The organism is Fibrobacter sp. HC4, assembly GCF_023373925.1.
Taxonomy (GTDB): Bacteria; Fibrobacterota; Fibrobacteria; order Fibrobacterales; family Fibrobacteraceae; genus Fibrobacter.
Genome location: NZ_JALCZV010000001.1, coordinates 87,940 through 112,383, shown reverse-complemented (window position 1 = coordinate 112,383; position 24,444 = coordinate 87,940). Strand labels below are relative to the sequence as shown.

The window sequence follows — 24,444 nt, the reverse complement described above, 5'->3', positions numbered from 1 at the left end:
GAGCTAGCGCTACGGATGTGCGTAATGCTTCCGGTAAACCGATTCGACTTTTGGCAGATCTTGATATTGAGAAAAGCTTTAGTAATTGTCCCGATGTTAAGGGGATGAAATTCCTTGGGATTATATTCGGGGCCTTAGAAAAGCCGATTTTCCTTGAAGAATGGGAAAAAGGTGCGAAGCCTGCTGCCAAGAAACCTGCAGAAAAGAAGGGGACAGCGAAAAAGGTAACAGCAAAGAAATCGGCTGCTGCGAAACCAAAAACCGCAAAAAAGAAATAATAGCTTAAACTGAAAAATCTCCGCCTCACTGGGGCGGAGATTTTTTTGAATGTCTCGTTTTCGGATCTATTTATTGATGGACTAGAACAATACCTTGGCCAGGCCTCCGGCTAATCCAGGAAGTGTATAGCGCAGAGTCTTATCGCCCAGCCAGTATTCCAGGGCTTCATCAATCCACTGTCGTTCGCTGGTAATCTTGCGGATCACGATGTCGGTACCTTTATCGGTATCATCAAAGTAATAGTAACCGCGGAACTTGATTGGGAAGATTTCTCCATGGAGCAACACGGAAACGTCTGCAGTTCCTTTGTCTGAATCTATAGACACGGACTGGACATCACCGAACTTCTTGACTAGTTCGTGATTCTTGACGAAGGCTACCACAGCTTTGTCGCGGAGATTACTGAGCAGAGACATTGTTGTGAAGAGTGAATAGTGAACAGTGAATAGTTGTGAGCGATGAGTAATGAGCTGTGAGCTAAAGTTAGGCGCCTTTGTCGCGATTATCTAGCTGAAAGGAGCCGAAGGCTCCGTCCTCATACCTCGCGCCTCACACCTTTTCGATTAGCGGGGGAGGGTCAGAATTTCGATGCCGTCCTTGGTCTTGACCACGGTGTGTTCCCACTGGGCGCTGAGGGTGCCATCGCGGGTCACTGCAGTCCAACCGTCAGACAGAGTCTTGGTGCCGGGCTTGCCTGCGTTCAGCATGGGCTCGACGGTGAACACGTTGCCGGGTTCAATGAAACTGGTCAGTTCGTTGTTGCGGAAGTGGAACACCAAGGGCTCTTCGTGGAAACCACGGCCGATACCATGACCGCAGTAGTCTTGAACCACGCTGAAACCGTGTTCGTCGGCAATGTCATTGATGGCGTAACCGATGTCGTTCCAGCGGGCACCCTGTTCGCCTGCAACGCGGATGCCTTCTTCCATGGCGAACTTGGCGGTGTCCACCAGTTCCTGTGCTAGCTTGCTGACCTTGCCTACGGTAAACATGGCGGAAGTGTCGCCGTGATAACCTTGGAGGATGGTGGTGATGTCGATGTTTACGATGTCGCCTTCCTTAAGGATTGTCTTGGCGTCGGGGATGCCGTGGCAGATAACTTCATTGATACTGATGCAGGCATAGCGGGGGTAACCGTGGTAACCCTTACAGGCGGAAATGCCCTTGTGCTGACGGGTGTAATCACCGATGAATTCATCGATTTCCAGGGTGCAGACACCGGGCTTGCACATTTCGCCTGCGCGAATCAGGGTTTCTGCTGCCAGAGCGCCTGCGTCGCGGATCAGTTCAATTTCTCTTGCGTTCTTTACTTTAATCTTAGCCATTTTGAGGTGTGAGCTCGCGCTTCGCGCTTTGAGGTATGAGGTCGCTCGCGTTGCTCGCTTTGAGGTGAGATTTTAAGGAACTATGTGGTAGAGTTTTTGGATATACCTCAGAGGCTCCTTTAGGAGCCGACCTCATACCTCATAGCCCAAGACCTATTTTTTCCAAACATACCGGTCCAGCAGGTAGGCTAGGAGCATCTGCTGATCCTGGGTTCCGTTAGCCAGTTCCTTGGCCAGGGGGATGAAGTGGCTGATGCGTTCCTTGGCCTTCTGTCCACCGAAGTGCTTGCTAACCTCTTGCAGTTGCTTGAGGGTGCGTTCGCCAACCTTCTTGGCGATGGCTTCGTTGGTCAGAGGTTCCTGCTTGATGAAATTGATACCGAAGTCTGCTGCAGTCTTCTTGATTTCAATTTCTTCCACCGGGGTAATCAGGGAAATGCAGACACCGCTACGGCCTGCACGGGCGGTACGTCCACTACGGTGTACGTACACTTCGTGATCATCGGGATGATCGTAAACGATTACGTGGGTAACATGGTCCACGTCAATACCGCGGGCGGCAACGTCTGTACAAATCAAGATGCGCAATTTCTTTTCGCGGAAGGCGTTTAGGGTCTTTTCGCGGAGAGACTGGCTAACGTCGCCAGACAACGCGCCAACGTTAAAACCGTAACCGGAAAGAACCTGTTCCAGATAGCTGACGTCGCATTTTTTGTTGCAGAAAATCATGCAACTTTCGGGGTTCTCATATTCCAGAACCTTGATGGTCATGGAATCCTTATCCATTACGTCGCAGGAATACCAGCGGTGTTCAAGATTGTTTGCGATAACCTTGTCATAAGACAGAGAAAGGAACTCTGCGGAGGGTCGCTGGAATTCGCGGGCCAGGCTCTTGACGGTCTGGGGAATGGTGGCACTGAACATGGTACAGGCCAACTGCTTGGGAAGATACTTGCGGATCTTCTGCATGTCGGGGTAGAAACCCATGGAAAGCATTTCGTCGGCTTCGTCCAGAACCAAGTCGCGGATGTCCAAAAAGTCTACGTTACCGCGCTGCACATGGTCCATCAGACGGCCCGGTGTGGCTACGATAATATGCACGCCTTCCTTAAGAGCCTTCAGCTGGGGTTCGTAAGAAACGCCACCGAAGATGGCCACAGACTTGATGCCTGTCCCTGCAGAAAGTTTCTGAACTTCGTCCTGCACCTGAATTGCCAATTCGCGGGTGGGCACCAGAATCAATGCCTGGGGAAACAGGTGGTCACGAACGATGACCTGCAAAAGGGGCAGCACGTATGCGCCGGTCTTGCCGGAACCTGTCTTGGACTGCACCAGCATATCGCGGGCGGCCAGCATATAGGGCATGGTCTTACGCTGGACGGGCATCAGGTCGGTCCAACCGTGGCTTGCGAGAATGGCCTTCTGTTCGGCCGGCAGCATGTCAAAAGTATAGTCGGGGAGCTTGTGCTCGGGCTCAATAATATTAATCGGAGTCAAAAACGGATTGACTTTTGTTTCCTTGGAAACGTTTTCTTCTTTTACTTCTTCGCTCATAATGAGCGCAAAGTTAGAAAATTTTGTTCCAGTGGTATTCAATACCGAAGCTGATGAACCAGTCTACAGTGGATGCGCCAACTGTTGTGGGCTCCGCCGCAGCCTCGGGAGAGGGGTCTGTGTAGACATCGCGTCCGCGGCTAGAAATTCCTGTACGGACACTAAATCCATAATGGTCGAGGAATACGAATTGCCCGCCAAAACCTAGTAGGGCTCCCTTATAGGCGTCTTCAAACTTGACTCGGGATTCGTAAGATCTAGAAGGCTTGCTGACCGTATTCTTGACCGCGATATCTTCGGAGTAGAAACTGTATTGGAAACCCAGGAAGGCAAAACTGTGAATGTCGAGCCATTTGAAAGGATCGAAGGATTTAGAAAACATGACGTTTAGACCGACTTCGTGTTGCGTAAAGTCCCAGTGGTCCAACTCGTTATATATGGTATCCCTATCATCTGTTTTTGCGGCGTGTTTGGAATAACGATAGAATATTTCGCCGCCGATAAAGCCGTACCAAGTTCCGCCTGCGTACAAAGTAAATAATGGTGTGGAGTCGTCAATGAAATTCCACAGAGAAACGGAATCCTTGGTGGTGCGGTAATTGTGAATGCGACTTCTTGTGTGGCTGTTGTACCAGCTGTCCGGAGTAAAGGGAATTTGGGCCTGGGCGTAACCGGCTGAAATACCGGCCCATGCTCTGAAATCGGGAACTTCCTTGTAGAAGTCATCGGGTTCGGTTAGCTTCTTGGCCCGTTCTTCCTTGCTGAGCCTGCGGGTTGTATTGCGGTCGAAAAAGGTGCCTGCAATGTCGTCGCCAAGGGCGATCTTGTCGGCTTTCTTTGGTACTGTTCCCGCAGATCTTGGTTCAGAAGAGGTCTCGTCAAAAATGGCAATCAGGAGCTCGCTACCCTTGTCCGAAATGAACATGACGATCTTGTCTTCGACAGACTGAATCTTTGCACTCATGGAAGGGTGTCGTGCCTTGAGGTGGCCCGACGTTAGACCCGGCTCGATGTTGGCGCTGAGCCAGCTTCCGTAACGGACCGCGATAGAGTCTCGTTCCCATTCGCCTAGGGTACGGCATTTGGGTTCGCCGATGCCCATGTTGGTTCTGCGGAGGGAAAGGCAGAACTCCTTGGGGTCGATGGGAAGTTCCTTATCGATGTTCCAGATAAGAATGTCTGCATTCTGCCAGAGGGTCCACTTGGAATCGAAGTAGACGTTGCCTGCATTGGCGATGGTTATGAAGACGAATAACAGCAAACCGATTAAAGAACGGAAGGACTTCATTTATTCACTCCCGTATAAAGGTTGCTGCGAATCTGTCGCACGGAGGCTCGGACAAGAAGCTCCAGGTCCTGCAAACTGAACTTGACAATGGGATGCTGAATTTCATCGACGGCGCTAAACAGCGGACGTTGCTTCAGATTGTCCCATAAAGTGTAGGATACGATGGCGCTGATATTCTGGACTACGGATTTTTCCTGACTTTCATTGTGGATCAGGGCGTAATCAAAGTAGTCTTCCCGCTTCAGGTCGGTTCCGACGATAACTTCATGAATCATTAAAATCTCGGGCGGCACTTTGCCTGCGCTGTCCTTGACGACGACTCCCTGTTCAGGAAGTTTGCCCTTCATGAAAATGCGGTCGTCCAGTTTCTGACTTTCTTCGGGGAAGCCGGCGAGGACTTTTTCCGAAAGGACATTCAGCTTGCTATATCCGCCGCGAAGTTCGTCCAGCATAATCTGGGCGCAGAATTCCGTTGACTTGATCTGGGTGCTGTCTCCAAAGTCAAGTCGCTTGGCAAACCAGCTGGTGCGTGTCAGGACAAATGCGTCCTGTACGCCGGCAACGGCCAGTTCCCCGTAGGGGGCCTTATGGTATGCGGGATGAGACTTGGTCCAATGATAACTTTGGCTGCACCCTACAAGAGTGCAAACCAAAATAGCTATCATCAGAACAAGAACATTTCTCATAGCGATATTAGCGTAAAGCGTAAAGGTTAAAGTGTAAAGGTTAAAGTGTAAAGAAAATCTTTCTCCTTTAACCTTCATTCTTTAACCTTTATCCTAAACAGCGCCCCACTGTTCACGGTAGGCGTAAACCTTTTCCAGGATGCCTTCCGGAGCGTTGATGGCCTTGCGGTTTTCTTCCTTTTCCAGGAAGGCGATGATGTCGTTGATGTTCACGATGGAGTGAGCTTCAATTCCGTATTCTTCCTGAACGGTCTGCAGGGCAGACTTGCCGTTGTCCAACTTTTCCTTGCGGTCCACAGAAATCAGGAGGCCGATCACGTTGGCGTTTTCGATGTTCTTGAGGATCTGGAGGGTTTCGTTAACGGAGGTACCTGCGGTAATCACGTCTTCGATGATGACCACGTTGGTCTTTTCAGCATACTTGTAGCCTACCAGGGAGCCGCCTTCACCGTGGTCCTTCACTTCCTTACGGTTGTAGGTGAAGGTCAGGTTCTTGGCGTACACGTCGGAAAGTTTCATGGCGGTAGCTGCGCACAGGGGGATGCCCTTGTAGGCGGGACCATAGAGGTTGGTTGCCTTGCCGTCAAAATGTTCGACGAAAGCGGCGGCGTAGAATTCTGCCAGCTTGGAAAGGGATGCGCCGGTACGGAATTCTCCAGTGTTGATGAAATACGGGGTGTTACGGCCGCTCTTGGTTACGAAGTCGCCGAACTTGAGGGCGCCGGATTCTACCAGAAAATGGACGAATGCATCAGTCTTTGTCATTTTAAAACTCGCTGTTTTTTATGGATATACAAAATTTGGGTTCTATGCGTTTGCCCCGGTCAGCATGGCGGCGATATTTGCAAAGACGCCAGTCTGTTCGGTCAGGATTTCTGCGGCAATCAGGATGGCTACCACCAGCACGCAGACTCCGATATAAACGTAGAAGGATTTCTTGAAACCCTTAATCTTAAGCTTGAAGATCAACCAGACTACAACGCTCAGCACGGCGCTGAAAACCCATGCGGCCATGGCGCCCAGGCTTACGCCGGGAATCATGTTGATGACATAGGTGAGGGCGATGCCCGGTGCGAAGTAGAAGAGGATGCACAGGACGCACAACAGGGCGAAACCCACATAGTGGGAAAATCCGCGTTCCCTCTGGACGATGACCTGAGGTTGTGTCATGGAGGGGTCGTAAGTCGGTTCTGCAACAGGTTCGGCAACCGGTTCCACGGGAGCAGTTGCGGCCTGGATTTCGGCTTCCTGATTTTCAACTTCCTGATTGTTCTGTTCTTCGGACATAATTCCTCCTTAGAGAATAAAGGTACGGCCGTTATAAACGAATACGCGATGTTCCAGCCAGAGCTTCAGGGCCTGGGACAGGGTGCGCTTTTCGATATCCTTACCCAGTTCCACCAGTTCATTGATGCTGGCGGTTTCGGGCACGCGCTGGATGTCCTGGGCGATAATGGGGCCCTGGTCCAGGTCTTCGGTTGCGAAGTGGGCGGTGGCACCGATAATCTTCACACCCTTGTTCCATGCCTGATGGTAGGGCTTGGCACCCTTGAATGCGGGCAGGAAGCCGTGGTGGATGTTGATGATGCGGTACTTGAATTCTTCGGTAAAGGCGGCAGAAAGAATCTGCATGTAGCGGGCGAGCACCACGGTGTCGGTCTTGGTTTCTTCGATAATTTCGCGGAAACGGTTTTCCGGAATGTTCTTGTCGGGATTAGACGGAACATAGTAGAAAGGCACGCCGAAGGAGCCGCCTACAGCTGCCAAGTCAGTGTGGTTGCCTACGATACAGCTGAATTCGCAGGGGAGATCACCGTCGCGGTGCTTCAGGAGCAGGTCGTAAAGGCAGTGGTCTGTCTTGGAAACGAAAATAGCGACGCGTTCCACCTTGGTGGTGTCGAAAAGTTTCCAGTTCAGCTGGAGGTGACCTTCCAAGGTTTCCAGATGCTTGCGGACTTCTTCAATATTTTCTGAATCTGCTTCGAAAACTGCACGGAGGAAGAACGTTTCGATGTCCTTGGCGGTATGCTGCTGGAGATCGATGATGTTTGCACCGGCCTTGGCAAGAACTTGCGTGGTGCCGGCAATAAGGCCCTTTTGGTCAGGGCAATGAATTTGTAAAATGTAACGTGTGATAGCCATGGATAAAAAGTTAAAAAATCCCTGTTGACTTTATTGTTTTGTTTACAAAAAACAGGCCCTTTTAGGCCGTTGTTTATTTTGGGTCCTTGTTGATTTTAGTTTATAAAAAGATGGTTTGAAAGTGTACCGAAAAATGCTATAATTATATCACAAATCTCTTTTGGAAAAGAAGGAACAATGAATTTCAATCGCATGATCAAGAGCGCTGTCTTTATGGCATTTGGCATGGCTGCAGTCTGCTCTTTTGCAATTCCTCCCAAGACTTGGGACGCTATTTACAACGCAGAAAACGAAGGTGATTACACTTCTGCAAAAATCGAAGGCGATATCCGCTTTGGCAAGTACACCCATTACAAGGCTGTGCAGCCGGTGTCCTTCAAGGTTGAAGAAGGTCCGTTCGCATTCTCTGTAGCCGGTAATCTGACTGTCGTTGCAGATAAAATTGAAAAAGAAAATTTCTATGAAGTCTGCGGCGAAACCAAGGAAGCCTGGATTTCCTATTTCAACAAGCCTCGTACTTTTGTAACTGGCAAAGGTAAGGAAAAGTCTGAAGTAGAACAGATTATCAATATTGCCGGTGTGGATCTGGCTTGCGGCAATGAGCTGTTTGCCGTGTCCGATCTTCGCATCAAGTTTACCAACGAAGCTGCCCAGGAAGCCTGGAAGAAGGAACTGGAAGGCCGCGAAAAGTACCGCCGCGAAAAGGTGGCTGAATTCCGCCTGGCCGAACAGGAAAAGCGTGCTTCCCTCCGCGAAGTTTCTGGTATGTTTACCGACCCCCGCGATGGTCAGGTTTATCGTACCATTAAGGTGGAAGGCCGTGAATGGTTTGCCCAGAACGTGAACTTCAACGTAGATGGTCATTCCTGGTGCTACGAAGATAAGGAATCCTACTGCATGCGTGGTGGCCGCCTCTACGATCTGGAAGGCGCTCGTAAGGCTTGCCCCGAGGGCTGGCATCTGCCCCGTGACCGCGAATGGCAGGACATGATTACTGGCCTTACCCACTGCTATGATGGTGTTGACAAGTGCGAAGCTTTTGCCAAGAAGATGAAAGCTACCACTGGCTGGCAGGGCGGTGGCGGTACCGATGAATATGGCTTCTCCGTATTCTCTTCCGGTTACCGTAAGATGATTGGTAAGTCTACCGTTCGTTACGAAGACATGGGTGAATACGCCGGTTTCTGGTCTGCTCAGAATGGTCGTAACGAAACCATCTGGATTTGGGCTATGGGCCGCATGAGTGACCAGATGGTCCGTCAGCTGGTTCCCAGCAAGACCAACGCCTACTCTGTCCGCTGCATCAACGGAAACTAGTATTGAGTTTTGAACAACGAGCGATGAGCCGTTGTTGCGAATAAAAAAAGAACCGCGGTTTTGATCGCGGTTCTTTTTTGTTGAAGGTGCCGCAGGTTTTGGCTGCGGCTTCTGTATTACATGGAGCGAATCGGGAAGAGGCCCAGGAGGTCCAGGACGTTTTCCAGGACGATCTGGGTGGACTGCACCAGGAACAGACGGGACTTTTCTTCGGCGCTGCCGAGAACTCGGTCTTCGTGGATGAACTTGTGTGCGGCTTCTGCGATTTCCAATGCATACTGGGCGAGAACGCTGGGTTCGTCAGCGGCGACAGCGCCGAGAATCTTGTCGGCCTTCTTGGAAAGAAGGTTGATCAAGCTATAGGCGGCATCGTCTGCCAGCTGGTCGTAGTTCACGTCGGAAACGGGAACGGTGTAGCCGGCCTTGCGCATGATGCTGCAGAGACGGACGTGTGCGTTCTGGACATAAGGACCAGTGTCGCCTTCAAAGCTCATGACGGCATCCCAATCAAAACGGACGTCCTTCACGCGGCTGTTCTTCAGGTCGTTGAAGGTCAGTGCGGAAATACCGATCTGGCGGGCAATCAGTTCCTTGTTTTCCAGTTCCGGATTCTTGGCGTCGATGAATTCAAGAATCTTCTTCTGTGCGGCTTCAATGACGTCACGCAAAAGGCTTGCGGTACCTGTACGAGTCTTACCCTTTTCCCACTTGCCGTCCACCAGCTGGAGGATCACGCCAAAGGGAATGTGGTACATATTGGTGTACCATTCGCGGCCCATCTTCTTAAGAACATGGAATACCTGCTTGAAGTGCAGGGCCTGGCCCAGGTCGACCACATAGAGGCACTTGTCGAAGTTGTATTCCTTCATGCGGTAGTCGGCTGCGGCCAAGTCGCGGGTTGCGTACAAGGTAGAACCGTCGCTCTTGCGGATCAGGCAGGGATTCAGGTCGAATTCGTCCAGCATCACCACGTCCAGATCCTGGCTCTTGATCATCAGGTTCTTTTCGCGGAGTTCGTCGAGGATCGCGGGAATCTTGTCTTCGAAGAAGGATTCGCCAGTGTAATGGTCAAAGCCGACGCCCATCATGTCGTAGATGCGCATCAGTTCCTTCAGGGTTGCGGCCTTAAAGGCAGACCACAGGGTGCGGTAGAATTCATCGCCCTGTTCCAGCTTGGTAAATGCGGCGCGTGCTTCGTCTTCGAGACCCGGCTCTTCCTTGCATGCCTTGGAGAAGGCAGCATAAAGGATGTTCAATTCCTTGACTGTCAGGGAATCCAGGGTGGCCTGGTCGGTGGGACGATTTTCGCGGAGGTACATCACGATCAGCTTGCCGAATGCGGTACCCCAGTCGCCCAGGTGGTTGATTCGTTCGACCTTGTAACCGGCGGCCTTGTAAATACGGCTCAGGGAGTTACCGATCATGGTGGAACGGAGGTGGTGGAAAGCCAGTTCCTTACCGATGTTGGGGGAGCTGAAGTCAATGCACACGACCTTGCCGTTGGATTCCTGGTGGCCGTAGGCGAGACCCTTTTCGGCGATAGCTTCGAGAGTGGACTTTGCCAGGAAGTTGCGGTCGATAAAGAAGTTCAGGTAACCGTTCACGGCTTCCACCTTGGAAAGGCCGGCGGGCAGCTTTACCTGACCAGCCAATTCTTCGGCGATAATCTTCGGAGCCTTGCGCATGGTCTTTGCCAGCGAGAAACAGGGAAGGGTGAAGTTGCCGTGGGTGGTATCAGGCGGCACAGAGATAAGCTTCAGGGCGGCGTCGGCTTCGAATGCGCCGGTGGCTGCCAGGGCGTTTGCAATTTCTTGCTCAAACGAGTTCATTGTCGTCTCCAGACTTCTTGGTGGCTTCGCGAACGAAGTCGGCTTCATTCAGTTCTTCAATCTTGCCGTCGGCATACAGACGGTCCAAAGAAATTTCGGCGCGCTTTTCTTCTTCGAACAGGTGTACCATCAGGTCCAGGCCTGCGTCGAATACGGCCCAGCGAACACCTTCCTTGTATTCCACACCAAGGGATGAAAGCTTGTTGGCCTTGAATTCCTTGTGGAGTTCATTGAGGATAGCCTGCATCTGGGCTTCGCTTTCGCAAGTAGCAACCAGGAAAAAGTCGGTTACGTCCTTGATGCCGCGAAGGTCGATAAGTTGCACGTTCTGGGCGCGCAGTTCAAAAAGAATGCTTGCTCCCAGCTGGATGGATTCCGGCAGGTCATTTCTTGTTGTCATTTTGTATTTCCCTCTTCGGGTTCGATGATTTGTTTAAAGTCTTTTCCGATATATACCGCTGCGTCTACCACGGCTCGCTTACTTGCCACAACCAGCACGTTGTCGGTCTTGAGCGCCCTGGCCAATGCCTGCGCACCTTCCCATTCCGGATTTCGCAGCACGATGATCGTCTCGTCGTAATTCTGCAACCGGTCATTGCGGGAACTGACCACGTCAAAACCATTCTGTCTCAGGTAATTTCTCATGGAGGCAGCAGCACCCTGCATACCACAGCTGTTCAGGACTTCTACGTCGCCCTTGTAAGAGCGGACTTCCTGAACTTTCGGGGCTTCAACTTCTTCCTTGCACCCGAAAATTGCCAAACACGCAATGAGACAAAAAGGTATTCTTGCCAGTGATAATCGCATCAGTGACAAAAAATAGAATTTCTCCAGGGGGAGCAGGGACCGTCGTAGTATCTGTGAGGCCCATAAGCCTTAACTGCATCGTTTTCGTTTACCAGCATCAGGCGGACGCGGGTATTTTCGCTGGGTTTATACTCCAGGGCCACGTCGGGAAGGATGAAATCCACCTTTCCCTGACGCAAATCTTCCTTGGCGATGGGCATCCCGAAACGCAAATTGCTGTATAGCGGCATCCAAAGGCCAAGGTCGGCGTAAAGGTGCAGATCCGGGGTGAATTCGTATGCCAGGTGGGCCATGTAGGTCTGCTGGGCGAAACTGCCGAAGCTGCCGCCCACGAAGCTGACGGAGTAGCTGTAGCCCACAGACAGGGCCGGATCCAGCGAGGAATGGCGGAGCAGACGGTCACGGTCGAAACGTTCCCGATTCCAGGGGATGCCGCTTCGTGAGGCCTCCACGGGCAATTCTTCCACATAGACGGTGTCCACGATGGTATCCCTGGAAACCTCCACTGGCGAACTTGCTGCGGACGATAAGGCGAGCTGGCTCGCGACAATGGCGGTTAGGATACCCACATCCAGAATATAGAAAAGCTTGGAGGGGAGGCTTGGTTTTTATCTTGGTTTTTATATAAGCAGAAAAGCACCCGCCAAGGCGAGTGCTCACAGTCATATGGTAAAAAGAAAGAAATTACTTCTGGACGATTTCGTTCTTTTCGTTCACGTGAACCACGGTGGGAGTCCAGCTCTTTGCTTCTTCAGGGCTCATGGTGGCGTAGGCGACGATAATCACCAGGTCGCCTGGCTGAACCAGTCGGGCGGCGGCGCCGTTCAGGCAAATCACGCCAGACTTGGCGGGGCCTTCAATGACATAAGTATCCAGACGGGAACCGTTGTTCACGTCAAGAACGCCGACTTTTTCGAAAGGGAGGATTCCTGCAGCATCCATCAAGTCGCGGGCAATAGTGATGGAACCTTCGTAATTGAGGTTGGCATCGGTAACTGTTGCGCGATGAATTTTGCTTTTGAGTAATTCTAGCTGCATTTTAAGCGCTTAGAACTTTACGCCGAAGAAACCTACAACACCCTGATCCGGAGTGGGGAGGATTCCATAGCTGAAACGGTTTGCGTCGGGATTGTTTTCCCATTGAGTGCTGAAGAATGCGTCTGCGAAAGACCAGATGTGTGCGCCGGCGACAGCCAGCAAGCCATACCACCAGTCAGAAGCGCCATCAGCTGCAAGATAAACGGTAACACCAATGCCAACTACTTCGAGAGCGTCCATCCAGATGGCCTTCATAGACTGATCGGTCTTCCACTGGTACAGGGACGGGAGCAGGAGGGAGAGGTAAGCATACTGCTGATCGCCAGAGTGATTGCGGTAGGAACGGTCGATATCTGCATCTTCCATGCCACCAGTACGCTGGTTCAGCCATTCTTCTTCGGAAACGCCCAGCTTTTCCCACGGCTTCTGGAGGTATTCTGAGGGGCGAACGCCAGTTTCAACCAGGTGGGTCAGCTTATCGCGAGACAGGCCTTCTTTCTTAGCCTGCTGGAATTCCCACTGGGTGAGACCAATTTCTTCGTAATTAAAACCAGCCCATTCATCGCTGGATGCGGTTGCTTCACCGACTTCTTCGGTGTCATCGGAGCCATAAGAGTAGGATTCTTCGTCGTCGGACTGTGCAAAAACAAGTCCTCCGCAGAGAAGCAGCATACTTGCAATTTTACACAATTTTGACATTTTCCAATCCTTTCTTAGCCCATTCACTCGAATTTAATGCCGGGGGAGGGAATCGAACCCTCACACTCTCGCGAGTACCGGATTTTGAGTCCGGCGCGTCTACCAATTTCACCACCCCGGCTAGGGGTATAACAAATATAGAACACTTTTCTTTTTTTGGGAGGCAGAAAAGCTAAAAAACCGCGATTTTATGTAAAATTATTTTCTCAAAAGGGGCTGGTACTCGATTTTCTGCTTTACCAGTTTGTCTGCGGCGAAGTCAATGGCCGCTTCCTTTGTCGCAAAGTGACCTGTATGCACCAGGTACAGGATCTTTTCGCCGCGGGGCTGCTCCACGATAGTGCAGGCAATTTTCTGCTTTTTCAGGTTGTTCACCATCAAGTCCGCATAGGCCTTTACGCTGTAGGCGCCCAACTGGAGGATCCAGTATTCTTCGGAAGGCTTGTCGGCTGCCGGGGCTGCAGCGGGTGTTGGAGTTGCTGCGGGGGCTACAGCCGGAGCGCTTGCTTGAACTGCAGGTGCCGGCTGGGCGGCAACAGGTGCTGCGGGCTTGGTTGCTTCCACTGCGGGTTTAGGAGCTTCTGCAGGCTTCGGACTTTCTGCCGCGGGTTTTACTTCTGCAGTCTGAGTTGCCGGAGCGGGTTGCGCCGCAGGCTGGGTGGTCGGCTGTGCAGGAGCCGCAGCTTGTACAGGGGCGGTGGCTTGCGTCGGGGCAGGTGCTGCAGCCTGTGCTGGAACGGCAGGTGCTGTTGTGGCGGGTTGTGCCTGTGCGGGTGCTTCGGCGGCTTCAGTCTTTGCCTTCTGCATGGCGGCCAGGGAATCAGGATTCTTCAGCAGTTCGCAACGTTCCTTCAAGTCTTCGTTGCTGCTCTTTGCCTTTACTGCGGTACAAACCTTCTGGAGTACCACGTTGTGGTGGGGCTTGGATGTCTCGATGGCGTGGATCAGGTCCTGGGCGGCCAACTCGTACTTGCCCAGGTAAAGGCGGAACTGGGCGCTGGTCATCATCAGGTCCGCGTACAGGGATTCCTGGGGGCTAACCTTCTGGACCAGACTATCAAGGCGCTTGCCTGCCTTCTTGAAAGAGGCTGCATCGCCGGTTTGAGAAAGGGCGAGGATGTTCCACAAAAGGCATTCTGCCTGCTTTTCCTTGGGCTGCATGGGGCATGCCTTTTCGTAGGCGCTTGCCGCTTCTTTCCAGTTGCCGGAAACATAGGACTTCTGTGCGTTTGCCAGGGCTGTTGCTGCGTCCTGTGCGCTAACGCTAATTGCGGATAAAAGAATTGCTGCTAGGGTTAAATGCTTGCTAATGTAATTCATCCTGATGCCTTTTTTAGTCCAATAAAATCTTAATCGTCCAACAAGGTGCCGCGAAGGGTCCAGCCCTTCATGTCGTCAATTTTCACCTTCACGTAGTCGCCGGGCTTCACGATGCGGGTGGGCTTGAAGATGACCTTCTTGAAGTTGTCGGTCTTGCCCATCAGTTCATTTTCGTCGCGGCTGGAACTGCCTTCCACAAGGAGGGTTTCGGTGCGGCCGATCATGAGCTGGTTACGCTTGGCGGTAATCTCATTCTGCAAGGCTACCAGGCGGGTGTGACGTGCCAATTTTTCTTCGGCGGTCAGAGTTTCCGTTTCCTTGTAGGATTCGGTACCCTTTCGCGGACTGTAGATGAACATGAAGGCGTTGTCGAACTGGCAGGCTTCAAAGGCTTTCATGGTGTCTTCGAAGTCGGTGTCGGTTTCGCCAACGAAGCCGCAGATCACGTCGGTGGAAATACCGTACAGCGGGTCCTTGCTGCGGAGCTGCTCGATAACGCTCATGTACTGTTCCATGTTGTGCTGGCGGCGCATCTTCTTTAACATGGCGTCGCTACCGCTCTGGATAGGAATGTGGGCGTAATGGCAAACCTTGGGGTTGTTCAGCAGAACATCGATGAGCTCGTTGGTGTAGTGACGAGGATGGGGGCTGGTAAAGCGGATTCGCTGGATGCCGCCAATCTCGGACACGCGGGTAAGCAGGTCTGCAAAATTGTTGTCGCCGTTCTTGTAGGCGTTTACCGTCTGGCCCAAAAGCATGACTTCCGTAATGCCCTTGTCTGCGGCCTTCTGAACTTCTGTCAAGACGTCATCCATGTCGCGGTACTTTTCGGGGCCGCGGAGGTAGGGTACAATGCAGTAGCTGCAGCGCTTGTTGCATCCACGCTGGATGGTAACGAAGGTGCTAAAATCGTGCTTCACCTTGGCGTAATCGCCGACGTAGTTCTGGGTGATGTCTTCGTCCAGGAACATGCGGTGGTGAGTCTTGTGCAGCGGGCTATCGGGGCCTGCCAGCAGCAACTCGGGAATATTCTTGTACTGGTCCGGACCTACGACGTAGTTCACCACCTTCAGTCGCTTGAGAATTTCCGGACCGCGGTTCTTGGCCATGCAACCGCAAACCACCACCTTCAAGTCCGGGTTAGCTTTCTTCAGCTTGCGGTACTTGCTGATGTTGGCGAATGCGGTGTCCTCTGCCTTTTCGCGTACGGAGCAGGTGTTGACGATAATGAAATCGGCTTCGGTAATGTCGCCGGTTTCCATACAGCCTTCCATGTCCAGTTTCTGGGCAATGAGGGCCGAGTCATATTCGTTCATCTGGCAGCCGTAAGTGGCCAAGTAATATTTCTTCATGAGGATTGCAGTCTGCTTATGGTTTTAACGGCGGGTAAGATAGAAAAATTCAGTGTGTGGGCTGCTGCGCGGGGTGCTTGCGAGGGACTTTTCTGCGGAGGATGAGGTGTTTTCCCGAAAAATGGGCTCCATTGGGAGGGAAAGTGGTGATTTGGAGTCCATGATTTTGAATAAATTAGTTGAAAATGGGGCGGTTGAGTAAACTGTAGGCCGGACATTGGACTCCAATATGACCAATATTGTTTATTTGGAGTCTATATAAATACCCATAACACAAAATCTACTATAGACAAAGTAATTTTATGGGCTCCATTTGCCTACTAACTGACTATTTGGAGTCCAAAAATCATCGAAAACTCATTTTGCAACCGTGAAAAAGCTGTTTTTACAAGGCGATTTTTGTAAATTCGTTCTGTGCGTGAGTGCGCACTATTTTGTATATGGCCCATAACCAAAGGTATTTATGAAGACTTTGGAACTTTTACCGCCAGATACAATTCTGGCGTCAGTCCAGAAACGTGCAGAAGAACTGCTCTTTATTATAGAAGAAAAGATGCGCTCTTTAAGTAAGGCGCCAGCGGGGCGAATCAAACTGATTCGTCGTGGCGGGAACATTCACTGCTATCATGTGACAAGTTCAGCAAAACCTGCCGGTAAGTACATTCCCGTTTCGGAGCAAAAATTCATCAAGGCGCTTATTCAGAAGGAATACGATCAGACGGTTTTAGCGGAACTGCAATACCAGCTAAAACTGATAGATAATTTCATAAAGAAGTATAATCCTTCTATGGTGCGGGAATTATTCGGATCCCGCGGAGAATTGCGTCGCGGTTATATCTCTCCGGTAACGCTATCCGATGAGGATTATGCGGCCCGCTGGCTTGCCCAATCATACAAGTGCAAATCATTTCGTGAAGGGGAACCTGAATTTCTCACCAGCCGCGGGGAACGAGTCCGCTCCAAGTCTGAGATGATTATTGCAGACATCCTGGCGAAAAACAACATTCCTTACAAGTACGAGCTCCCTCAGCAAATGAAGGCCGCGGGCGGCAAGCTGATTCCGGTCTATCCCGATTTCACCTGCGTGAATCTCCGGACTCGTCAGGAGTTTTTGTGGGAGCATTTAGGACGTATGGATGATTCGGACTACTCGATGAAAACGGTGATGAAATTGCGCACCTACAGCAAGAACGATTTTATCCCTGGCAAGAATCTGATTCTGACCATGGAATGTGATGGCATCCCGCTGGATCGTAAGGAAGTGGAAGCCCTTGTAAAAACCTTTTTGCGGTAGACCGCGGCTCTCGTCGTCCGAGCTTTCTTATATTATGGACATGGCCCGTTTCTTCTACAAATGCTTAGGCCGTTTTGCCCTTATGACTGCAGCCGCCCTGTGGGCAGGTTGCGACAATGCTGAGAAGAGAGAATCTGTAAAGGAGGAGCCTGCAAGGGACATTTCTTCTAGCTCCTTGCTGAAAAAAGAAATCAAGGATTCCAAGTATCTTCCAAAACAAGAAAGTATTGTTGTCCAGGGAACTACCGTTCTCTACGGAACGATGCCTGTTGTTGGGGATTGTCTTTATGGTTGTCATACACCGATTGGCGAATCAAAAGCGAAAGGGCTAGTGAAGAAATTGACTGAACGGGATCTTAAATTTGAGGGATCTCTTTCTGGTGAGCAACTATCTAAAATTGTATGTCCACGAACACAAGGTCTTCGCCATATCTACAATAAGTTCTTAAAAAAGAAGCCTGGATTTGAAGGCCGCTTGGTGTTGCAGCTGACCATTGCTCCTGACGGCTCGATAACCAATGCTGTCGTAAAATCATCAACCACTGGTTATGACGATTTTGACGCAGAAATAAAGATGGCTGTAAGTCGTTGGAAATTTGAAAAATCCGACGGAATCACCTCTGTGACCGTTCCGTTTGAATTTTCGGAATCGTCGGATAAATAGGGCTGAGCGTCCTATTATACCAGCTTCAGCAAGTCCTTGATGTGCCTAATGGTATAGCGGGGCTCCAGGGGCAAAAGATTTTCGGGACGGCCGAAACCTTCCAGGCAAATAATGCTGTCGATGCCGGCGTTCTTGGCGGCCATTACATCGGGAGTGTCGTCCCCGATCATTATGGCTTTTTCCGGGGCGACGCCCAACTTCTCCAAAATCGCGTAAATGCCGCCGGGGCCGGGCTTGCGTTCCGGTGTGGTGTCTCCGCAGAGGTAAGTGACAATTTTGTCCGCGGCGTCCCCCTGCACGGAATCCCCGTTCCCAATCAATCCAAACTTTTCCAGGATTTTCTTTGCAGGTGCCACAGGCTTGTTGGTTAGCATGGCGGCGATTTTCTTACCTTCGCCGCGACTTTCGCTGCTACAAATCCAGTCTATAAATTCAAGCACACCTTCGTAGGGTTCCGTATCGATGGTACAGTGATCCCAGTAATAAGCGGAGTAAACTTTCAGCACTTCATCGATTTTAGCTTCGTCAAAACCTGCGCCTTCTAAAATCGCATTTACCGCTTCCTTGTCGCGAACGTCCAAATGTTCGGCGCTGCTCTTACCTGCAATGGGTTCGCCGGCGGTTTTGCCTGCGCCGAACATGATGCCCGAGGCGACGGACCTCTTAATCAAATTCCTAGATCCGTTTCCGATGCAACTGCGAACATTTTCCATTGAAATTTCCTGAATGCCGAACTGCTTCAAAGCGTAATTCACCGCGGGAGCCAAGTCCCCCAATGAATTGAACATGGTGCCGTCCAAGTCGAAAATGAACAGTTCCTTGCGGGCCAATAATTCTTTCAGTTCTTCGCTGTTAGTCATTTCAAAAGCTCTTTGATTTTTTCTTTGACGATTCCGAGATTGTTGTTGGTAAGAATGGGTATCAAACTATTGATTTCTTCAATGGATTTGTCCCACCATTTCCATTCTAGCATCAGGTTGATGAGTTCGTCGTCAAAACGTTTGCGGATGGGTTTTGCTGGGTTCCCTGCGACAATGGTGTAGGGGTCTACGATTCCTGAAACAACACTGCAAGCTCCGATGATTGCGCCATCCCCAATTTGTGTTCCCGGGAGGATTGTCGCATTCTGACCAATCCAAACGTCGTTGCCGATGACTGTATTCCCCTTGAAGGGCATGTCCTCTGTCTTTGGCGGAGCCATGTCCCACCCTTCAAGAGTGTAGAAGGGGTATGTGGACACGGAGTTCATTTGATGATTGGCGTCGTTCATGACAAACTCAACACCCGCTGCAATCTGGCAGAATTTTTCGATAATCAGCTTATCTTTGCTCCAGGGGTAAAAATGGGTGACATGACTTTCGAATTCAGAATCAGCTATATAAGTAAAATCTCCAACGATGATGTTTGGATTTTTGATGGAGGGTTTTACGTAGATTTCTTTATCGTATCCGGCGATGGGATGAATATTGTTTGGATTCGGATTCATATCAGCTATCAAAAATAAAAAACTATTTTTGCATCCATCAAAAGCTGCTTGGTTTATGTCTAAATTCATAGATTATATAGCCTTCCAGTTCGGAAATCCCCGAGGTTTTGTGGGAAAGGTTTGCTGCCGTTTCATCCGTCAACAGGTGGATTTTGAGAATCACCAGGTCAAGGATATTGTAAAAGACAAAAGCTTTGTGGTTATTTACACCAAGACGTAAAAAGTTTGTATATTCATGCCATGAAGAAATTTTTTAATACCCGCGCAATTATCGGCGCATCCATTTTTGCTTCGGCCCTTGCTACCGCTGCATTTGCTATTGATCCTGTTGTCTTTACCCCGGCCGTTTACCCTATCGGTGAAGTGAACCAGGGCGACGTCAAGCATTTTGTCTTGAAGGGGGCTAATGTCTCCGGCAAGGAAATCAAACTAGAAAATGTAATGTGCCAGGGGAATGGCTGCTCCAATTTCAAGTTCCCGGCATCCATTGCCAATAAGGGACCGGTGGTTGTAGAATTCGACATGGACTTCTCTGAAATGGAAGGCCCTATTAGCCCCACCGTCGTGCTGGTGGGCACCGATGGCAAACCCTATACTGCCGCTATGGAAGGTACCGTTAAGGCTCCTTTCTTCTTTAGCGAAAAGATGTTTGACGCTGGTTACTATACCGCCGGCGAGAAGCGTGAATGGTCCTTCTACGTGTGGGAGACCGACAAGAAGGCTCGCCCGGATCTGACCCTTTCAGATGAAGCCGCCAAGGATTTCTCCATCAAGACCAAGAACGTGAAGGTTAAGGTGGATGAAAACGGCAAGGTGTCCGAAGGCGGTAAGATTCCCGCTCTCAAGATTACCTTGACTACCAAGGGTCTGAGTCGTGAAGGTTGGGAACAAAAGCAGCAGAGTATCCGCAAATTTGTGGGCTTTAAGAGCAAAAAATACCCCAAGGCCACCCCCGAAGTGCTGGTTGTTGGCTTCTGGAAGTAAAAATTTGAACTTTTTTCGGCGTATTGCCTTGCAAATTTTCAAATATTAACTACCTTTGGTTCACTCTTAATTGAGACCTCGGGATGTAGCTCAGCCTGGTAGAGCGCTTGAATGGGGTTCAAGAGGTCGCTGATTCGAATTCAGTCATCCCGATAGAAAAACCACAACGAAAGTTGTGGTTTTTCTTTTTTTGTGCCTGGTGCGATTATGGGCGTTTAGAAAAGTTCTAATCAGCGTTCAAATGAAAAAGGCCTTGGCTTTTGCCAAGGTCTTCTATAAAGTTTGCGGGACTATTAAGCTTTATTAATATCTTCGTCTGTGAAGTTCAGACCATTTCCCGCAGCGCGTTCCCCAAAATCGGTAACTACGGTCGGGACGCCATTCTTTGAAATTTCATTCATTTCGATGGCTGCCGCTTCGTAGTCTGACTCGGTGGTCCATTCGGGTTGCCATACCACAACCTTGTTTCTGCCGGATTCCTTGCCCTGGTACAGAGCCTTATCGGCCAGCTGGATGCTACGGTCGGCTCCGAGACGGTGGTCAAACTGGGAGACGCCCAGGGTGATGGTAATGTTGATGGTGTAGTCGGCGTAATGGACTGTCATCATCTCGATTTGACGGCGGAAGCGTTCTGCAACGGCGGTTGCCCCTTCCAGATCTGTTTCGGGCAGGAGGGTCAGGAATTCTTCGCCACCATAGCGGGCAAAGACGTCGTACTTGCGTAATAGTCCGCGGATAGTCTGCGATACGGATTTTAGGATGACGTCACCGCAAGCGTGGCCGTAGGTGTCGTTAATTACCTTGAAATGGTCAATGTCCACGAAGATGAAACAGAATGGCTTTCGACTGCGCAGGGTCCTTTCGATTTCATTGGCTATAGTCTCATTCATGTCACGGCGGTTGGGGAGTCCGGTCAGTTCGTCTGTTCTTGAAATCAGGTCCAGTTTCTTGTTGGCGATTTTCAATTCCTTGGTTCGTTCGGAAACTTCCTGTTCCAAGCTCTTACGATGGGCTTCCAATTCGCGGATTTGTCGCTGGATTGTTGAAATCATGACGTTAAAGGCTTTGGACAGCATGCCGATTTCGTCATTGCGGTTACCCACATGAATCTGCTCCATTTCCTTGCCTTCGACGATTTCGTAGATATGGTAGGTCAGATTGTTCAGAGGCAGGCCCATCTTGGCAAACATCCAGGCGGCCAGGAAGAAAATGATGAACATGGAAGCTACCAGGATGACCCAGTTGCCCACGGAAGACGATGTCACCATGTTGTCAATTTCGCTCTTGGGCTGGAAGGAGAATAGGGCGAAGTCGTAGGCAGAATCATATCTGAAGTTGGTCAGATAAGTGACTCCATCGGCCAGGGTGTGGTATTCTGCACTCTTCGTGTCAAAATTTTTGGGGTCAATATTTAGTCCCAATTCTGCAATCTTGTGGGTTCCCGTGAGCCATTGTTTCAAGTCCGGATGGTAGAGAATTTCGCCTAGGCTATTGACTGCCATAACGAAACCATTCTTGCCGACCTTATACTCTACCAGGTGCTTCCAGATGCGGCGCAGAGAGAAGGTGGCTACCAGGCTACCGTCACCGGCAGCGCGGTTAACGATACCGATTGCAAAGATCCTCTGGGGGGGGGCGTCTTGTGACGTTCTAAACCAGGGGGTAATGTAGGGGCGGTGGGGGGTTATTCTGGAAAATTCAATGGGGTAGGGGGATTCCGTGGGGGAACTGACCATGGCGTTGTCGCATACGAACTTGTCTTCGCGGTCGTAAACTGTAACTGTTTCTCCTGAGATAAACAGGGACGAAACGCTGTAGCTTTTAAGGAAGCTTGCCGCTGTTGTCGGTTCCATGCCCTGCAATTCGGACGTCTTGGTCAAGAGCGAAAGCCTGTCACCGAACTGTCGCATTTCGGTTGTGGCTGTGTTCATGATCTGGGCTAGCTGGGCTTCGTTATTGTTGAAGTTCCACTCTAGCATCAGGTCGTTCTGTTTGTCGTTCATGAAGAACGTACTTCCCGTGACCACAATGGTCATGGAAACTAGCAGGACCAGGATCACCTTGAAGATGATACTTCTGGAAAACCTTGTTGCCAGGGACTCGTTCATAAGTTCAGTTATCTCTTTGTTTTTCTACGGAAATTAAAGGCGAAACCAAGGGCTATCATAACGATAAATACCAGGGGTGCCTTTTTAAGATTGTCGTTGACGATGTTGTTTTCTGCAGTGTTTGTGTCCGCGGTTGCGGTGGCGGACGGATCTTCTTTTTTCTTGTTCAGTTTTCCCCACAAATTCATGAACTCGGCCTGGGTCATGATATTGTTGGACGGGTAGTTAAGCTTTCTGTCGATTTCGATGGTGTACTGCTTGAAAACATCGTACAGCTTTTCTTCGGAGTACAGGGAAGGAATTTCAACCTGTTCCCAGACGGAACTGAACATGGCGACAAATAACTGTTCCAGATCGCCCCATTCAGGGATGGCGACGTAAGTTTTGCCGGTTGCGAGTGCGTTTATCAGTTCGCGGTAGTCTTCGTCTTCGGACCACTTTTCAAGCACTTTCTTGGAAGTGGGCAGGAAGCCGATCTGCTTGGTATAGGCGTCCTGATTTTCGTCTTCGACCAGGAACTTTAGCAGGGCCTTTGCCTCTTTACGTTCGTTTTTGGTGGGAATGGCCAGGTTGCTTCCGCCGATGAAGCTGACAGAACCAGCGGAACCTCTGGGGATAGGAACCACCATGACGCTATCTGTGCCGATGCGGGCGTTGGATAGACCGCCTTGGGTGCCGTGGATTCGGGTCTGCATCACGATTTCGGAAGTGCTGATGATAAAGGCCAATTCGCTATTGTTGAACTGCTGGGCGATTTGGGCTGTGTTGGCCTGAAGGGCTTCGGTTTGGACCAGGCTGTCCAAGATGAAGTTCAGATAGAGGGAAATGCCGTGGAGAGTTTCCTTTGAGAGAATATTGGCGTGCCACTTGCCGTTATTGTCTTTTTCGATGAACGATCCGCCGTTGCTCCAGATCCAGGGGGCGAAGTTGTGGGGGATGTTCCAGTCGCTCTTGCCCGGGAAGGCGTAGCCGCGGATGGTGGCGCCGTCGTCCTGCACTTCCTTGGCGGCATTGACTTCACGGATTGCCTTGACAAAGCCATCGTAAGTGGCTAAGTCGTTCTTGGAAATGTTGTGCTCCTTGAGGATGCGCTTGTTGGCGAGAATGGGGCGAATATCGATAAACCAGGGCACGGAATAGATGGTGGTATCACCGTCTATATGGGTGGTATTCCAGCTAACAGAAACGAAACGGCTAGGGTCTACTTCGTTAATCCAGTCGTTTAGGGGCTTGATTTCGTTGCGGGAGGCAAAATAGGGAATCCAGGTGGTGCCCAACTGAAGTACGTCGGGGGCATCCTGACCGGTTGCCAGAGCCTGTGAAATGCGGTTCCAGGCTTCTCCCCAGTCTAGAACCTGAACTTTTGTGGGAATACCGGTTTTCTTGGTGAACTGTTCAAGTCGTTGCTCAAGTTTTTCCTGAGGGGTGGCTCCGTTCGGCATAATCCACACGGTAAGGGGCTGATTAGCGGCCCAGACTGCGGTAGATGTTACCATTGCCATGATCGTGGCTGTAACGGTTTTTTTGAGATAATTGAACATTCCAACTCCTTGACAAACACTCAAAAACGGGGGGGGGTGTGTACCACCCGCAATGTTAAAAGTATATTATTTTTATAATAAAATGGGCGCTTTGTGCATAAAAATGGATTTTTTCGCCGGTTCTTCGAGGTCCTCTCCGTGAGCCAAATCAAGGTGTAAAAAAAATACCGGACTGATGACGAAAATCTTATTTTTTTTACCTATATTTTCTTATGTCGAACCTAACCGACAATTTCTTTACTAAGGAGTATACAATGAAAAAAGGTCTCATTACCCTTCTCTGCGCAGGCATGATCGTTCTTACCGGTTGCTATGGCAAGAATGCTTGCTTCAACAAGATTCACCAGTGGAACGGCACCCTCGGTGACAAGTGGATCAACTCCATCGTCCACTTCTTCCTGATGGTTATCCCGGTTTACGGTATCGCTCTCGGCCTGGTTGACGGTCTCGTTCTTAACACTGTTGAATTCTGGACTGGCTCCAACCCCCTCGCTGCTGACGACAACTACTATGAAAAGGATGCTCAGGGCAACGAAATTGCTGCTGTGAAGAACGCAGACGGCACCATGTCTGTTGAAATCACCACCGCTAAGGGTGAAAAGGCTAACCTCATGCTCCAGCGCGATGAAAACGTTGTCCGCGCTCTCAATGCAGAAGGCGACTTGGTTGCTCAGTACGATATCGCTAAGTAATTCTTAGTTATAACGAGCTTAAAAGGCCTCCCGCCATGG

27 protein-coding genes and 2 tRNA genes are annotated in these 24,444 nt (G+C 50.4%); 8 read left to right on the top strand and 21 right to left on the bottom strand.

The features are described from left to right. The first annotated feature begins 50 nt into the window (after positions 1-50). Complete coding sequence (locus tag MMG03_RS00475) at positions 51-278, top strand: hypothetical protein (protein ID WP_139260094.1); 228 nt, start codon at positions 51-53, stop codon at positions 276-278. Between the two features lie 81 nt (positions 279-359). Here MMG03_RS00475 and MMG03_RS00470 read toward each other — a convergent pair whose 3' ends face one another. The 8 genes from MMG03_RS00470 to purU form a co-directional block, all read right to left on the bottom strand. Beyond that, on the bottom strand, positions 360-695 hold the full coding sequence (locus tag MMG03_RS00470) for a hypothetical protein (RefSeq protein WP_073155664.1): 336 nt from the start codon (positions 693-695) through the stop codon (positions 360-362). Between the two features lie 147 nt (positions 696-842). Beyond that, positions 843-1,604, bottom strand: a complete 762-nt coding sequence (gene map / locus MMG03_RS00465) for a type I methionyl aminopeptidase (protein WP_073155667.1) — start codon at positions 1,602-1,604, stop codon at positions 843-845. Positions 1,605-1,757: 153 nt separating this feature from the next. Beyond that, on the bottom strand, positions 1,758-3,158 hold the full coding sequence (locus MMG03_RS00460) for a DEAD/DEAH box helicase (protein WP_073155670.1): 1,401 nt from the start codon (positions 3,156-3,158) through the stop codon (positions 1,758-1,760). Positions 3,159-3,171: 13 nt separating this feature from the next. Then, a complete protein-coding gene (locus MMG03_RS00455) occupies positions 3,172-4,446 on the bottom strand; it encodes a hypothetical protein (RefSeq protein ID WP_249505362.1) in 1,275 nt (424 codons plus the stop codon). Further along, positions 4,443-5,111: a hypothetical protein gene (locus MMG03_RS00450; protein ID WP_249505361.1), complete on the bottom strand. Its 669-nt coding sequence runs from the start codon at positions 5,109-5,111 to the stop codon at positions 4,443-4,445. Before MMG03_RS00450 ends, MMG03_RS00455 begins: the two co-directional genes overlap by 4 nt. 114 nt (positions 5,112-5,225) lie before the next feature. Continuing rightward, on the bottom strand, positions 5,226-5,897 hold the full coding sequence (pyrE, locus tag MMG03_RS00445) for an orotate phosphoribosyltransferase (protein WP_073155678.1): 672 nt from the start codon (positions 5,895-5,897) through the stop codon (positions 5,226-5,228). 42 nt (positions 5,898-5,939) lie between these two features. Beyond that, positions 5,940-6,419, bottom strand: coding sequence for a hypothetical protein (locus tag MMG03_RS00440; protein WP_073155680.1), 480 nt, complete (start codon positions 6,417-6,419; stop codon positions 5,940-5,942). A 9-nt stretch (positions 6,420-6,428) separates the two neighbouring features. Beyond that, positions 6,429-7,274: a formyltetrahydrofolate deformylase gene (gene purU, locus MMG03_RS00435; protein WP_073155683.1), complete on the bottom strand. Its 846-nt coding sequence runs from the start codon at positions 7,272-7,274 to the stop codon at positions 6,429-6,431. Between the two features lie 177 nt (positions 7,275-7,451). Here purU and MMG03_RS00430 point away from each other — a divergent pair, with 177 nt between their 5' ends. Continuing rightward, entirely contained in the window at positions 7,452-8,591 is a 1,140-nt protein-coding gene (locus tag MMG03_RS00430; protein WP_073155685.1) for a fibrobacter succinogenes major paralogous domain-containing protein, read from the top strand. A 116-nt stretch (positions 8,592-8,707) separates the two neighbouring features. Here MMG03_RS00430 and argS read toward each other — a convergent pair whose 3' ends face one another. The 9 genes from argS to miaB form a co-directional block, all read right to left on the bottom strand. Then, positions 8,708-10,420, bottom strand: coding sequence for an arginine--tRNA ligase (argS, locus tag MMG03_RS00425; protein WP_073155688.1), 1,713 nt, complete (start codon positions 10,418-10,420; stop codon positions 8,708-8,710). Then, positions 10,407-10,820: a ribosome silencing factor gene (gene rsfS / locus MMG03_RS00420; RefSeq protein ID WP_073155691.1), complete on the bottom strand. Its 414-nt coding sequence runs from the start codon at positions 10,818-10,820 to the stop codon at positions 10,407-10,409. Before rsfS ends, argS begins: the two co-directional genes overlap by 14 nt. Then, entirely contained in the window at positions 10,817-11,182 is a 366-nt protein-coding gene (locus MMG03_RS00415) for a LytR C-terminal domain-containing protein (protein WP_073155694.1), read from the bottom strand. The genes rsfS and MMG03_RS00415 overlap by 4 nt, the downstream gene beginning before the upstream one ends. A 44-nt stretch (positions 11,183-11,226) precedes the next feature. Further along, a complete protein-coding gene (locus tag MMG03_RS00410; protein ID WP_249505360.1) occupies positions 11,227-11,796 on the bottom strand; it encodes a hypothetical protein in 570 nt (189 codons plus the stop codon). A 115-nt stretch (positions 11,797-11,911) separates the two neighbouring features. Next, positions 11,912-12,265 (bottom strand): aspartate 1-decarboxylase, encoded by a 354-nt coding sequence (gene panD, locus MMG03_RS00405; RefSeq protein WP_073155699.1) that lies wholly within the window; start codon positions 12,263-12,265, stop codon positions 11,912-11,914. Positions 12,266-12,274: 9 nt separating this feature from the next. After that, a complete protein-coding gene (locus tag MMG03_RS00400) occupies positions 12,275-12,937 on the bottom strand; it encodes a hypothetical protein (RefSeq protein WP_249269360.1) in 663 nt (220 codons plus the stop codon). 64 nt (positions 12,938-13,001) lie between these two features. Next, positions 13,002-13,085: transfer RNA gene (locus tag MMG03_RS00395), tRNA-Leu, on the bottom strand. Between the two features lie 77 nt (positions 13,086-13,162). After that, the gene (locus tag MMG03_RS00390; RefSeq protein WP_249505359.1) at positions 13,163-14,284 is read right to left on the bottom strand and encodes an SPOR domain-containing protein; all 1,122 of its coding nucleotides are present in this window, start codon (positions 14,282-14,284) and stop codon (positions 13,163-13,165) included. Between the two features lie 29 nt (positions 14,285-14,313). After that, on the bottom strand, positions 14,314-15,636 hold the full coding sequence (gene miaB, locus MMG03_RS00385) for a tRNA (N6-isopentenyl adenosine(37)-C2)-methylthiotransferase MiaB (RefSeq protein WP_249505358.1): 1,323 nt from the start codon (positions 15,634-15,636) through the stop codon (positions 14,314-14,316). Between the two features lie 463 nt (positions 15,637-16,099). On the opposite strand from miaB, the gene MMG03_RS00380 reads away from it, so the two are divergent. Together MMG03_RS00380 and MMG03_RS00375 are read left to right on the top strand one after the other, a co-directional pair. Then, a complete protein-coding gene (locus tag MMG03_RS00380; RefSeq protein ID WP_249505357.1) occupies positions 16,100-16,930 on the top strand; it encodes a hypothetical protein in 831 nt (276 codons plus the stop codon). Positions 16,931-16,970: 40 nt separating this feature from the next. After that, entirely contained in the window at positions 16,971-17,594 is a 624-nt protein-coding gene (locus MMG03_RS00375) for an AgmX/PglI C-terminal domain-containing protein (protein ID WP_249505356.1), read from the top strand. Between the two features lie 14 nt (positions 17,595-17,608). Here MMG03_RS00375 and MMG03_RS00370 read toward each other — a convergent pair whose 3' ends face one another. Together MMG03_RS00370 and MMG03_RS00365 are read right to left on the bottom strand one after the other, a co-directional pair. Further along, entirely contained in the window at positions 17,609-18,454 is an 846-nt protein-coding gene (locus MMG03_RS00370) for an HAD family hydrolase (RefSeq protein WP_249505355.1), read from the bottom strand. Beyond that, positions 18,451-19,080, bottom strand: a complete 630-nt coding sequence (locus tag MMG03_RS00365) for a CatB-related O-acetyltransferase (protein WP_346348694.1) — start codon at positions 19,078-19,080, stop codon at positions 18,451-18,453. Before MMG03_RS00365 ends, MMG03_RS00370 begins: the two co-directional genes overlap by 4 nt. Before the next feature lie 55 nt (positions 19,081-19,135). Here MMG03_RS00365 and MMG03_RS00360 point away from each other — a divergent pair, with 55 nt between their 5' ends. The 3 genes from MMG03_RS00360 to MMG03_RS00350 all read left to right on the top strand — a co-directional run bounded on the left by MMG03_RS00360 (position 19,136) and on the right by MMG03_RS00350 (position 20,217). After that, on the top strand, positions 19,136-19,300 hold the full coding sequence (locus tag MMG03_RS00360) for a hypothetical protein (protein WP_158236565.1): 165 nt from the start codon (positions 19,136-19,138) through the stop codon (positions 19,298-19,300). A gap of 20 nt (positions 19,301-19,320) precedes the next feature. Further along, on the top strand, positions 19,321-20,064 hold the full coding sequence (locus MMG03_RS00355) for a hypothetical protein (RefSeq protein ID WP_249505353.1): 744 nt from the start codon (positions 19,321-19,323) through the stop codon (positions 20,062-20,064). Positions 20,065-20,143: 79 nt separating this feature from the next. Then, a tRNA-Pro gene (locus MMG03_RS00350) sits at positions 20,144-20,217 on the top strand. Between the two features lie 140 nt (positions 20,218-20,357). On the opposite strand, the gene MMG03_RS00345 is transcribed toward MMG03_RS00350, so the two are convergent. Next, positions 20,358-22,172: a sensor domain-containing diguanylate cyclase gene (locus MMG03_RS00345; RefSeq protein ID WP_073155723.1), complete on the bottom strand. Its 1,815-nt coding sequence runs from the start codon at positions 22,170-22,172 to the stop codon at positions 20,358-20,360. A gap of 8 nt (positions 22,173-22,180) precedes the next feature. Then, positions 22,181-23,713 (bottom strand): extracellular solute-binding protein, encoded by a 1,533-nt coding sequence (locus tag MMG03_RS00340; RefSeq protein ID WP_112132323.1) that lies wholly within the window; start codon positions 23,711-23,713, stop codon positions 22,181-22,183. Positions 23,714-23,967: 254 nt separating this feature from the next. Here MMG03_RS00340 and MMG03_RS00335 point away from each other — a divergent pair, with 254 nt between their 5' ends. After that, entirely contained in the window at positions 23,968-24,405 is a 438-nt protein-coding gene (locus MMG03_RS00335) for a DUF3332 family protein (protein WP_249505352.1), read from the top strand. The last annotated feature ends 39 nt before the right edge of the window (positions 24,406-24,444 follow it).